12 protein-coding genes and 1 pseudogene are annotated in these 12,189 nt (G+C 63.6%); 6 read left to right on the top strand and 7 right to left on the bottom strand.

Features of this window, described 5'->3' with window-relative positions:
• A pseudogene (locus HP499_RS25180) lies at positions 1-79 on the top strand (GtrA family protein); the annotation flags it as partial.
• Positions 80-106: 27 nt separating this feature from the next.
• Here the strand turns inward: HP499_RS25180 and HP499_RS13705 are convergent.
• The 6 genes from HP499_RS13705 to HP499_RS13730 form a co-directional block, all read right to left on the bottom strand.
• Positions 107-1,273 carry a cysteine desulfurase family protein gene (locus tag HP499_RS13705; RefSeq protein ID WP_172324589.1) on the bottom strand — a complete coding sequence of 389 codons (1,167 nt, stop codon included), beginning with the start codon at positions 1,271-1,273 and terminating at the stop codon, positions 107-109.
• A gap of 7 nt (positions 1,274-1,280) precedes the next feature.
• Positions 1,281-2,153 (bottom strand): carboxylating nicotinate-nucleotide diphosphorylase, encoded by an 873-nt coding sequence (nadC, locus tag HP499_RS13710; protein WP_172324590.1) that lies wholly within the window; start codon positions 2,151-2,153, stop codon positions 1,281-1,283.
• The gene (locus HP499_RS13715; protein WP_172324591.1) at positions 2,146-3,915 is read right to left on the bottom strand and encodes an L-aspartate oxidase; all 1,770 of its coding nucleotides are present in this window, start codon (positions 3,913-3,915) and stop codon (positions 2,146-2,148) included. The genes nadC and HP499_RS13715 overlap by 8 nt, the downstream gene beginning before the upstream one ends.
• Before the next feature lie 36 nt (positions 3,916-3,951).
• Positions 3,952-5,259 (bottom strand): quinolinate synthase NadA, encoded by a 1,308-nt coding sequence (gene nadA / locus HP499_RS13720; protein ID WP_172324592.1) that lies wholly within the window; start codon positions 5,257-5,259, stop codon positions 3,952-3,954.
• Complete coding sequence (locus tag HP499_RS13725) at positions 5,256-5,966, bottom strand: NUDIX domain-containing protein (protein ID WP_172324593.1); 711 nt, start codon at positions 5,964-5,966, stop codon at positions 5,256-5,258. The genes nadA and HP499_RS13725 overlap by 4 nt, the downstream gene beginning before the upstream one ends.
• 135 nt (positions 5,967-6,101) lie before the next feature.
• Complete coding sequence (locus tag HP499_RS13730) at positions 6,102-6,575, bottom strand: Lrp/AsnC family transcriptional regulator (protein ID WP_172324594.1); 474 nt, start codon at positions 6,573-6,575, stop codon at positions 6,102-6,104.
• A gap of 174 nt (positions 6,576-6,749) precedes the next feature.
• Here HP499_RS13730 and HP499_RS13735 point away from each other — a divergent pair, with 174 nt between their 5' ends.
• The 5 genes from HP499_RS13735 to HP499_RS13755 all read left to right on the top strand — a co-directional run bounded on the left by HP499_RS13735 (position 6,750) and on the right by HP499_RS13755 (position 11,560).
• Positions 6,750-8,135, top strand: a complete 1,386-nt coding sequence (locus HP499_RS13735) for an amino acid permease (protein ID WP_172324595.1) — start codon at positions 6,750-6,752, stop codon at positions 8,133-8,135.
• Between the two features lie 137 nt (positions 8,136-8,272).
• On the top strand, positions 8,273-9,325 hold the full coding sequence (locus HP499_RS13740) for a thiamine pyrophosphate-dependent enzyme (RefSeq protein WP_172324596.1): 1,053 nt from the start codon (positions 8,273-8,275) through the stop codon (positions 9,323-9,325).
• The gene (locus HP499_RS13745; RefSeq protein WP_172324597.1) at positions 9,318-10,406 is read left to right on the top strand and encodes an alpha-ketoacid dehydrogenase subunit beta; all 1,089 of its coding nucleotides are present in this window, start codon (positions 9,318-9,320) and stop codon (positions 10,404-10,406) included. Before HP499_RS13740 ends, HP499_RS13745 begins: the two co-directional genes overlap by 8 nt.
• Complete coding sequence (locus HP499_RS13750) at positions 10,399-10,728, top strand: biotin/lipoyl-containing protein (protein WP_172324598.1); 330 nt, start codon at positions 10,399-10,401, stop codon at positions 10,726-10,728. Before HP499_RS13745 ends, HP499_RS13750 begins: the two co-directional genes overlap by 8 nt.
• Positions 10,729-10,732: 4 nt before the next feature.
• Positions 10,733-11,560 carry an alpha/beta fold hydrolase gene (locus HP499_RS13755; protein ID WP_172324599.1) on the top strand — a complete coding sequence of 276 codons (828 nt, stop codon included), beginning with the start codon at positions 10,733-10,735 and terminating at the stop codon, positions 11,558-11,560.
• Positions 11,561-11,605: 45 nt separating this feature from the next.
• Here the strand turns inward: HP499_RS13755 and HP499_RS13760 are convergent, their stop codons facing one another.
• Positions 11,606-12,019, bottom strand: a complete 414-nt coding sequence (locus tag HP499_RS13760; RefSeq protein ID WP_172324600.1) for a MarR family transcriptional regulator — start codon at positions 12,017-12,019, stop codon at positions 11,606-11,608.
• Positions 12,020-12,189: the final 170 nt, after the last annotated feature.

Raw genomic sequence — 12,189 nt, forward strand, 5'->3', positions numbered from 1 at the left:
GTTGTCCGGCTTCGCGGCCACAGCGGTCCGGTTCACCTTGTTGCGGCACTGGATTTTCCGGCGGGCACGCCACGTGTAGCCAGCGTGCCGCCAACGGTCGGCAGCGTTATCCCGCTTGCGGGGATGCCAGGTTCCGGACACGCCCGACGGCGGTTTCCACGGCGTCGGCAGCCTGCTCCAGTTCGGAATCGGTGACACTTGAGGTGAAGCTGAAACGTATGGCCGTCTGGGCTATTTCCGGGGCAATGCCGAGAGCCAGCAACACCGGTGACGGCGCGTCCGATCCCGCAGCACAGGCCGAGCCGCTGGAACACACCACGCCCAGCCGCTCAAGTTCGAGCAGGACCGATTCGCCGCTGGTGCCGGGGAAACAAAAGGAAGCCACCGATGGCAGACGTTGCAGCCGGTGACCTGTGACAAAAGCACCCGGGACGCTGGCCAGGATCCGTTCGATGAACTGATCCCGCAAGCCCGCGGCACGGGAAGCCTGTTCGGGCTGCTCAGCGCTGGATAACGCCAACGCGGTGGACAACGCCACAGCACCGGCCACATTCTCCGTCCCTGAGCGTTTACCCCGCTCCTGGCCCCCACCGTGAACCAAGGGCTCCACCCGCAGCCGCCCCTTGGTGAACAGGACGCCGGATCCCTTGGGCGCACCAAGTTTGTGTCCGGACATACTCAGGGCATCCACCCCGAGTGCCTTGACGTCCAACGGCAACCAACCGGCCGCTTGCACCGCATCCGTGTGGAAGGGGACGCCGCCTTCCCGCGCCGCTGCCGCCAAGGCCTCAATGGGCTGGATGCTTCCGATCTCGTTGTTCGCATACATGATGCTGACCAAGGCTGTTTCCGGCCGCAGCACGTCCGTCAATGCGTCAACGGAGACCAGGCCATCTCCGTCCACCGGGAGGACATCGACCACAAAGCCATGCACCCGTTCGAGGTACCGTGCCGATTCTTCAACCGCGGGATGCTCGATCGCGCTGATCACCACACGGTTCATGGAAGGATCAGCCGCCTGCCGGGCCAGGGCAATGCCTTTGACCGCCAGGTTGTCCGCTTCCGTGCCCCCTGAAGTGAAGGTCACCTCGCCGGCTCGACAGTTCAGCACCTTAGCGACGCCGGACCTGGCCCCTGCGAGTGCAGCTGCTGCCGCTTCGCCCAAGGTGTGGTGGCTGGAGGGGTTGCCGAACTCGCCGCTGAGATACGGCCACATGGCCTCAAGCGCCTCGCGGCGAACTGGAGTGGTGGCGGCGGCGTCGAGGAAAATCATGGGAGCGTCAAGCCTTCTCCAGGACAACGTCGAGACCTAGATCGAGGGCGCTCACGCTGTGTGTCAGTCCTCCGATGGAAATGACGTCCACACCCGCTGCGGCAATTTCGGTAACGGTGTTGATGTTCACGTTGCCGCTGGCTTCTACGATCGCCCGGCCATCCACCTGCTTGACCCCGGCCCGGAGTTCCTCAAAGGAGAAATTATCGAGCATGATGGTGTCCACGCCGGCAGCCAGCACCGGTTCGATCTGTTCGGCCCGGTCCACTTCAACTTCAAAGTGGGTGGTGTGGCCAAGCTGGGCTTTGGCGGCAACCAGAAGCTCAGTGAGCTTGGTGGAGTCCCCGCCGGTCATGACAGCCAGGTGGTTGTCCTTGGCCAACACGGCGTCGGAAAGGCTGTACCGGTGGTTCGATCCCCCACCGCAGCGCACTGCGTAGCGTTCCAGGACCCGCAAGCCGGGGGTGGTCTTGCGCGTGTCGGTGATACGTGCACGCGTCCCGTCAACGAGCCTGACGAATTCCGCGGTCTTGGTGGCTATGGCACTCATCCGTTGCACCAGGTTCAGTCCCACCCTTTCGGCAAGCAGTACCGAGCGCGCACTGCCGCTGACCCGCGCCAGGTGGGTTCCGGCGTCGAACGCTTCACCATCGGCGAGCAGCAATTCCACCTCCGTGGCCGGGTCCACAAGCTTCATGGCGTCACGGAAAACGGTTCCGCCGCTGAAGACACCAGGGACGCGCGCGTTCAATACCGCAGTTGCCCGGGCGTCTACGGGAATCAGCAATTGCGAGGTGATGTCGCCGCTGGGTGCGTCCTCCGCGAAAGCCCGTTCCAGGATGTCCCGGACGGGGGCTGCGGGGAGGGTCAGGTTAGTCATGGACGAGGCTCGCTTTCCGGCTCATGGTGTAACGCTTGTCTAAATCGTCGACGGCGGCTGGTGGGGCCACGCTGTCACTGCGGTAATGCGCGCCCAAGGACTCCCGCCGTTCCCTGGCCGCATGGACGAGCAAGCGGGCGGCCAAGAGCAGGTTGGCATCCTCATGCTCGCGGACATCAAGGGAATCAGGAACATTCAAGGGAAGAACCTCACCCTCCCAAGAGCCAAGAACTTCTGCGGCCTCAGCCAACAACTGACCATCACGCAACACCCCGGCCTTGGCTGTCATGAGGAGCCTCAGTGCGTGGCGCGAAAACCCGTCGGAGGGGGCAGTGCGGGCGTCCATCGATTCCATTGATTCCAGCGGCGCCGGAGGCCCCGACAGCGCCGTTGTCGCGTGAGCGCCCGAACCGGCCGCCGAGCTTGCGAGGCGATCGCCGGTACGAGGCGCGAGCGCAGGCGCCAAGGGGCCTGCGGCGTCGCTGTCACCAGAGAGAAACCCCTCAACAGCCCGCCGCCCGAACACCAGGCCTTCAAGCAGGGAGTTACTTGCCAAGCGATTGGCTCCTTGCACGCCGGTACACGCCACCTCGCCAGCAGCGAGCAATCCGGGAACAGAGGTCCGGCCGTGGAGATCCGTGACCACCCCGCCCATCCAGTAGTGGGCCGCAGGTGCCACGGGGACGTATTCCCGGGTCCAGTCGACCCCGGCTTGGCGCGTCCGTTCACTGAGTGTGGGGAAGCGCTTGGCCAGGAAGCCGTGTCCTCGCTGCTTTTCGATCACAGTGGCGTCGAGGAACACGTGGCCGTTGGGGTTGCCCAGTTTAGCCAGATGCAGGGCGATGCTGCGGGAGACGACGTCCCGGGGTGCAAGCTCCGCGTCCGGGTGGTAGTCGGGCATGAAGCGGTGGCCATTGGCGTCCAGGAGGATGGCGCCTTCGCCGCGCACCGCTTCGGAGATCAGCAGGGGATCTGTGTTCCCTTCTGCTTCCCGGACCTGGGCCGGGAGCACCATGCAGGTTGGGTGGAACTGGAAGAACTCAAGGTCTGCAACGGCGGCTCCAACGCGCCAGGCCAGCGCGAGGCCATCTGCTGTTGCGACTGCGGGGTTGGTTGTTTGGGCGAAAAGCTGTCCGGCTCCCCCCGTAGCCAGCAGCACGGAGTCGCCGTGCACGCCGAGGTTGCGTCCGTCGTGAAGGAAATTCGCGCCCACCACGCGGTCACCGTGCTCTCCGCCCAGCGAAAGCGACGTCACGTGGGCATGGCCGATGACCTGGATCCTGCCTGCGGCATGGAAGTCCAGGACAGTCCTGATCAGCGCGGCCGCCACTCCTGCGCCAGTGGCGTCACCTCCGGTGTGCAGGATACGCGGAGCAGAGTGGGCGGCTTCCAGACCCAGGGCGGGGTCGCCGTCGTCGTCAAGGTCGAACGTAACGCCGAACCTTTGAAGCCCCGCAATGTCCAGCCGGGCCTCGGCACAAAGCACCCGCACCGCTTCTTCGCTGCAGTGCCCTGCCCCCGCTTTGAGGGTGTCCGTGATGTGTGCAGCCACGGTGTCTCCGGGGGCAGGCTCATCCAGGACTGCGGAGATCCCGCCCTGGGCGTAGTAGGTGTTGCTGTCCGCGAGCGTCCCCTTGGTCAGCAGCACCACCTGGGCCCCGGCTTCCGCGGCAAGCAGGGCTGAATACAGTCCTGCGATACCGCTGCCGACGACGACCAGCCGCCGGGGCGCGGGGCCGCGGTCAAGGCTCTCTGTTGTCATGTGGGGCTCGATTCGGTTGGTCCGGTGTGGCCCGGCTTAGGCCGGTTTGGCTGCCAGCATGCGCTCCAGCGCAATCTTGGCGTTGTCCTGCACGGAGTCGTCCACAGTAATGCGGTTGACGATGCGTCCTTCCACGAGCTCCTCGAGGACCCAGGCAAGGTAGCCCGGGTGGATGCGGTACATGGTGGAACACGGGCAAATGACCGGATCAAGGCAGAAGATGGTGTGCTGCGGGTTTTCGGCGGCGAGCCGGTTCACCATGTTGATCTCGGTGCCGATGGCGAACGTGGTGGGTTCGGTGGCCGCTGCGATGGCTTTCTTGATGAAGTCGGTGGAACCGGCGGAGTCGGCGGCGTCCACTACCTCCATGGGGCACTCCGGGTGAACGATCACGTTGACGCCCGGGAAGTCCAGGCGGGCTTTCTCGATCTGGCCCACGTTGAAGCGCTTGTGGACCGAGCAGAAGCCATGCCAGAGGATGACGCGGGAGTCCAGGAGGGCTTGTTCGTCGTTGCCGCCGAGTTCTTTGCGCGGATTCCACATGGGCATCTGTTCCAGGGGGACGCCGAGTGCCTTGGCGGTGTTCCGGCCCAGGTGCTGGTCAGGGAAGAACAGGACCCGCTGTCCGCGCTCGAAGGCCCATTCCAGGACCACTTTGGCGTTGGACGAGGTGCAGACGATCCCTCCGTTCCGCCCACAGAACGCCTTCAAGGCCGCCGAAGAGTTCATGTACGTGACGGGGATGACCGGTACCCGGCCTGCTGCGTCAGGCTCCGAGCCGAACATTTCCTCAAGCTGCTCCCAGCATTCCTCCACGGAGTCCTCGTCCGCCATGTCCGCCATGGAGCAGCCCGCGGCGAGGTTCGGCAGGATGACCGCTTGATCGGGCGTTGAGAGGATGTCAGCCGTCTCGGCCATGAAGTGCACGCCGCAGAAGATGATGGCTTCGGCGTCCGGCTTGGTCAGTGCTGCGTTGGCGAGCTGGAAGGAGTCACCGACGAAATCCGCGTACTGGATGACTTCATCGCGCTGGTAGAAGTGGCCCAGGATGACGGCACGGTCACCGAGTGTCGCTTTGGCCGCCTTGATGCGGGCGTCCAGTTCGGCGTCGGAGGCTTTCTTGTACTCCTCCGGCAACTGACCCTGCCGCGGCGTGGCTTTGGGCGCGACATCGCTGCTGGAGGCGCCCGGACCGTATGCGGGCTCGCCGGCCAGGGCTTCTGCTAGGTCGTATTCCCATGGGCCCCTGGCCAAGGCCGGGCTGCACGTGGACCCTGCGCGGGAGAGGCCCTTCTCGGCTTCCTCCCGGGTGATCAGCTGGACGGCAGTATTGACGCTGCTCATGGTGTACTCCTGTTATCTGGCCCGAGGCCGGGCGTGCCGGTGAAGCGGTAGAGGCGTGGTGGGCGGTGTTTTCCGCCTTGCAGGTATTCACCGGTCTCTTCGATTTCCGGTGTTGCCTTGACGTGCCTGCGGAAGTTTGCGGGATCGAGCTGGCGGTCCAGCACGGCCTCGTAGACTTCGCGGACCTGGGCGAGGGTGAAGAACTCTCCCAGAAAGTGGTAGGCGATGGATCCATAGGCCATCTTGTTGCGGAGCCGCCATAGGGCGTAGTCAACAATTGCGTTGTGGTCGAAGGCGAGTTCGCCGAGCTTGTCCGCCCGGAACCAGCGCACATTCTCTGATTCGTCAGCCAGGGCAGCTTCCGTGGGTTGGACCAGGGCCCAGTACACAATGGACACCACGCGCTGGGTGGGCGATCTGTGGAGACCGCCAAAAGCGTAGAGCTGTTCGAGGTAGTGGGGCGTGAGCCCGGTGGTTTCGCGAAGGTTTCGCGACGCCGCATCCTGAAGCGATTCATCGTGGGCCAGCGGTCCACCTGGAAGGGCCCACATTTCCCTGTATGGCTCCCGGATCCTGCGGACCAGTGGCAGCCACAGGGTGGGGCGTCCGGTCTTTTCACTGGGGCGGAGGGCGAAGATCACCGTTGAAATAGCCAACGACGGCGGTGCGAGCCGCCTCTCGGCGACGTTGGCTGAGTTGGTGTTCACGGCGTTTCACCTCGCTTCATCGCCGTACGGAGCTCTCCGTCCCGGGCTCTTCGTCCTGAGCCGGAGAGCTAGTTAAAGTCATGTTGACTAGAACTAATGGTACGGCCGAAAAGGCAGCTGGCAAAATGCTTTACGTCACACTGATTTTGCCGCCGCTTCCATCAAGGGCAGCGTACGTCCCTGGATGTGGCTGTTCAGGACGATGACCGAGGAGCACCGGACCACGGACTTGGTGGCGATCATGGCATCAAGGACCCGCTGCATATCAGGGTTGGACCGCGCGGCAATCTTGACCATCAGATCCGAGTTTCCCGTCACCGTGTGAACTTCGATGATTTCCGGGATGGCGCTGAGGCTTTCGATGATGGCATCGTGGCCGATCTCCTGGGTAATGGTGACCGAACAAAACGCCACCACGGGAAACCCAAAATTGGCAGGATCAGGCTGGGGAACCCAGGAACCTATCACCCCGTTGTCGATCATCCGGTCAATCCTGGACTGGACGGTGGCCCTGGCAACCCTGAGCACGCGCGAGGCCTCCAGCACCGAAGATCGTGGTGAATCCGTGAAGAAACGTACAATTTTTGCATCAAGCGCATCGACCAGCATCAAAGTTCCTGTCCCCGGGGATCCGTACCCATCACATCGCTACAGCAAAAAGTGATGTATCTTACAAACTGCGAGAATTATTCCACGGCTCTTGCTGCGTCGTCGACGCCCGCGCGCCAAGCCCACGAGGCCGGCACGCCAAACCAGCATGTAATCCATAGAAGGTAGACACGTATGACAACGAAGTCCATCGCGGCTCCTGCCCCAACATCCGGCCTCGGCCATTCACTGAAACCGCGCCAGCTCACCATGATGGGGCTCGGCAGTGCGATCGGCGCGGGCCTTTTCCTGGGCTCGGGAGCCGGCGTTCAGGCAGCCGGCCCGGCAGTGCTCATTTCCTACCTCGTCGCCGGTACGCTGATCATTCTTGTCATGTGGGCCCTTGGCGAAATGGCGGCCGCCAACCCGAACAGCGGCGCATTCTCCGTATACGCAGAAAAAGCCATGGGCAAGACCGCCGGCGGCACCATCGGCTGGCTGTGGTGGCTGCAGCTGGTGGTGGTCATCGCCGCCGAAGCCATTGGCGCGGCCGGACTGCTTTTCTCGATCTGGCCCGTGATCCCCGTATGGGTCCTGGCCTTGGTCTTCATGGTGGTCTTTACAGGCATCAACCTGGTGGGCGTCCGCAACTTCGGTGAGTTCGAATTCTGGTTCGCCATCCTCAAGGTTGCTGCCATCGTGATTTTCCTGCTCATCGGCGCCGCCCTCCTGTTCGGCTGGCTCCCGAACGTCCCCTCCCCCGGATTCTCAGCCTTCGGGGACTTTGCCCCCAATGGCATCGGTGGAATCGCCGCCGCCTTGTTCGTGGTGATCTTCGCCTTCGGCGGAACCGAGATCGTCAGCGTTGCCGCCGCGGAGACCGAGAATCCCGCCCACAGCGTCGGCAAGGCCATCCGTACCGTCGTGTGGCGCATCCTGGTCTTCTACATCGGCTCAGTGTTTGTGATTGCAGCCGTCCTCCCGGTGGGCTCGGAGGGACTGAAGTCTCCATTCGCCGGAGTGCTGGACGTTGCAGGAATCCCCGGCGCCGGTGCCGCGATTACCCTGGTGGCCGTCGTCGCCCTGCTCTCGGCCCTGAACGCCAACCTGTACGGCGCCTCCCGAATGATCTTCTCCCTCTCCGAGCGCGGGGAAGCCCCCCGCTTCCTGTCCCGGCTGAGCGCTTCGAAGGTTCCCGTTGCAGCGGTCGGAATTTCCGTGGCCTTCGGCTTTATCGCCACGGTCCTGGAATTGCTCTTCCCTGAGAAGATCCTGCCCGCGCTGCTGAACCTCGTGGGCTCCACCTGCCTGGTGGTGTGGGGTACTGCGCTGGTGTCTCAGTTCATCTTGCGCCGCAGGGCCGACAGGGACGGAACCGAGCTGCCCCTGCGCATGAAGGGCTTCCCGGTGCTGACCATCGTGGGCCTGGTCCTGCTGGGCCTGATCCTGGTGGTTGGTTTCGCCAACCCCGAAAGCGCCGGACAGCTGATCGGGACGTTCATCCTGATCCTGGTCATTGCTGCCGGCTGCTTTATCAATGCCAGGTCCAAGGCTGCCAAGCACTCCGCGCCGGCAAAGTAACCACTGCTCAACACAACCAAGAAGCCCTGCACAGTTTGTACGGCGCAGGGCTTCTTTGTTTGTCCAAATTGTACAAAGTGTTCCGTATGAACTGAGCTGATTGCGCACGCCCATACTGGGTGACTAGGGTCACAGCCATGACTACAGAACCTGTGCTGGCCGCCGTCGATGATGACACGGCCCCGCTCACCCACCATCAATTGCGTGAGTTGTACACCCTGATGGCAGCAGTCCGGCACCTGGACACCGCAGCGGTCGCCTGGCAGCGCCAAGGCATTATTCCGGGCTATGCCCCGGAGCTCGGCCAGGAAGCCGCTCAGGTAGGCAGCGGATACGCTGTTGACCGGGCCAAGGACTTCGTCTTCCCCACCTACCGCGAAATGGGCGTTGCCCGGGCAATGGGCCTGGACATGGTGGGCTACATGTCCACCCACAAGGCCACATGGCACGGCGGCATGTACAACCCGCTGGAATCCCGGTTCGCCCCCATTCAGGCTGTGGTGGCAGGTTCTGTACTTCACGCTGTCGGCTGGGCCCATGGCCAGAGTCTTTCCAGCCGAAGCACGGATGAGCGAGGCGTGGCCATAACCTATTTCGGTGACGGCGCATCCTCCCAGGGCGACGTCCACGAAGCCATGAACTTCGCCGCCGTCATGAAGGCCCCCGTGGTCTTCTTCATCCAGAACAACGGCTGGGCCATTTCCGTCCCCACCGAACGCCAAGTGGCAGGCGGATCCGTGGCAGCGCGCGCCTCCGGATACGGCATCCCATCCCTGCAAGTGGACGGCAACGATGTTGTGGCTGTCTACGAAGCCACCCGTTCCGCCTTGGCGCATTGCCGCGCCGGCCATGGCCCCGTGGTCATCGAAGCCATGACCTACCGCCGGGGTCCACACTCAACCGCAGACGATCCCGGCCGTTATCGCACCCTGGAGGAGGAACGCCTGGATGCCGGAGAGGATCCGCTGGAGCGCTTCAAGCAACGGCTCCTCGCGGACGGAGTGGCCGATGAGGCCTTCTTCGCGGAGGCCCGGCGCATGGCAGAAGAAGAAGAGGAAACCGTCCGGGCTGGAATAGCCGATCTGGGCCCCAGGCCCGGCGCTGAAATGTTCAGCATGGTCTTCCAGGAACCAACCCCCGCCCTTCAATCCCAAGCCACTGCGTGGCGCGAGGAGTCCGAACATGTCTGAGACCGCCACCCAAACGCGCAGCCACAACAACTACACGGAGCCCGCTGCAGCCAACGACATCCAACAGCTGTCCATGCAGCAGGCCCTTAACCGCGCACTGGACGAGGTCCTGGCTCAGAATCCCAAGACCGTCATCTTCGGCGAGGATTGCGGCCGGCTGGGCGGCGTCTTCCGCATCACTGACGGCCTACAGGCCAAGCACGGCGAGGACCGTGTCTTCGACACCCCACTTGCCGAGTCCGGCATCCTGGGCATGTCGGTGGGCCTTGCGATGGCAGGTTTCCACCCCATCCCCGAAGTCCAGTTCGATGGCTTCGCCTACCCTGCCATTAACCAGATCGTCTGCCAGATTGCCCGGATGAACTACCGCAGCCGCGGCACCCTGCCGATGCCCATCACGCTGCGGGTGCCAAGCTTCGGCGGAATCCGCGCGCCGGAACACCACGGCGAAAGCCTGGAGGCCCTCTTCGCCCACGTGCCCGGCCTCAAGGTGGTCTCCCCCTCTACCCCGCACGACGCTTATCACCTGCTCAAGTACGCGGCCACCCGCCAGGACCCGGTGATCTTCATGGAGCCGAAGTCCCGCTACTGGCAAAAAGGGCCCGTGGACTTCACCGCCGCCGCACCAGGCGCAGCAGCGCACGACGACGAGCCCACCAACCACGGCAGCCTCACTGGCGCGCGCGTGGCCAGGGAAGGCCGGCACCTTACCATGGTGGCATGGGGTGCGATGGTGGCACGGTGCCTGCAGGTTGCCGAACTGGCAGCAGAGGATGGGATCGACGTCGAGGTGCTCGACCTGCGCTGGCTCAAACCCATTGATGCCGAAGCGTTGGCGAGGTCGGTTGGAAAGACGCGACGCGCCGTCGTCGTTCATGAAGCGCCGTTGACGTCAGGTTTGGGTGCCGAAGTAGCCCAACTCATCACGCAGAGTTGTTTCGCAACGCTCAAGGCACCCGTGGAGCGCGTCACCGGTTTCGACGTTCCCTATCCCTCCGGAGACCTGGAGGACGAATACATTCCCAACATCGACCGCATCCTCTTTGGGATCCAACGCGTACTGGAGTACCGCCGTGGCTGAAATTTCCTTCCCGCTTCCCGACCTTGGCGAAGGCCTCATCGAAGCAACCGTGCTGGAGTGGCTCGTGGAGCCCGGTCAGCAGGTAGAACGGAACCAGGCAATCGTAGAGCTCGAAACCACCAAATCGGCACTCGAGTTGCCGAGCCCGCAGGCGGGTAAAGTGGGGCGTATTCACGGAGCGCCAGGTGACACCATCAACGTTGGCGAGCCGCTGATCGTGTTCGAGGTCCCGGATGACACCGCCGGGATCGTGGGCACTGTTCCGAAGGACGAAGCACCCAAGCGCCGGGTCCGCCTGAGCGCCGTACTCGATGAGGACTGACTTGATGACCGGCAGGCACACCATGGAACAGCACGGACACACGGTAGAGGGTACGGACCCCGGGCTGTTTGTAGAGGTCCATGAGCCAGCCACCGACGCCGGCCTGCGCCCCGTGCTGCTGATCCACGGCTTCTCCTCCTCCAGCAAGCTGAACTGGGTGGACAGCGGTTGGATCACCACCCTTCAGGATGCAGGGCGCCGGGTGATCACGGTGGACCTCCCAGGTCACGGCCGGAGCCACTCCCCGGAGGACTTGGATTCCTATACTCCCAGCCGCATCCGGGCCGATCTCCTCCAGATAGTGACCGACGCCGGAGCCCGGCCCTTGCGTGACGGTGACCCCTCCACCGGACTGGACGTCATTGGATACTCGCTTGGTTCGCGGCTGGCATGGGAATTTGGCGCTACCCAACCGGACCTGGTTCACCGAATCGTCCTGGGTGGGCCGAGCTCGGCAGATCCCTTGGCAGCTTTCGATCTCGCCGCTGCCCAGCGGCACCTGGCCGACGGTACCCCCGTAGAGGATCCCTCCACGGCAGGACTGCTGAAGATGGCACAGATGCTCCCCAGCAACAACTTGTTTGCCATGTTGTCGCTGATCGAGGCCATCAAGGGCGAACCCTTCGATCCCGCCGAGGCAGCCCCGCACATGCCGCTATTGCTGGTTGCCGGTGAAAAGGATGAACGGGCAGCCAGCATGCCGGACCTGGCCGCCATTGCCGGGAAGAGGGGCGGGCTGGTGGAAACCCTGGTGATTCCGGGGCGCACGCACACCAACGTGATCACCAGCAGGGCGTTCAAGGAAGCCGCGGTCGAATTCCTCGGCGTGTAATCCGCGTGACAAGTTTTCCGCGCCGGATTAAACCACTGACCGGGCTCAGCGGGCCAGCCGCTCAGCGTTGAGGCTCATGCGCTCCAGCACGCTGAGCGCCATGGCGTACTCATCAATGCCGATTCCCATGGACAGGTCCTCGCGGGCCGCGTCCACCAACCGCTGGGCTTCGTGGTACTTCTCCCGGCCCCGGTCACTGAGGACCAGCCGGTCATCGATCATGGTGATCATTCCCCGGCCAACCAGGGCCGCGAGTTCCCTCTCCCGCATCCGGATATCGTTTCCCCACAGGGGATGGAGGGTTTCCTCCAACTGCTCCGGAAGCATGGCGGCCTCGGACAGAACGCTGAGGGTGTGCCATTGACGCCTGCTGAGCTTGATCCGGGCCAGGATGCTGTCCAGTTGGGCTTCCAATGCAGCGTCCAGCCTCTTGATCCAATATCCGATGGGCTTGTTCACAAGGCCATGCTTTCAGCGGAGGCGCTGCCGGGCAAGGTCTGGACGGTAGGCTTGGAACTGCAAAGAATTTCGTGGAAGTGGAGCAGATGGGCATGCGTTTCAAAGACCGCGCGGAAGCCGGTCGACGCCTGGCTGAAGCCCTCCCCCAACTCCGGGAGCAGCCGGACACC

The sequence above is a fragment of the Paenarthrobacter sp. CM16 genome (assembly GCF_013179505.1).
Classification (GTDB): Bacteria; Actinomycetota; Actinomycetes; order Actinomycetales; family Micrococcaceae; genus Arthrobacter.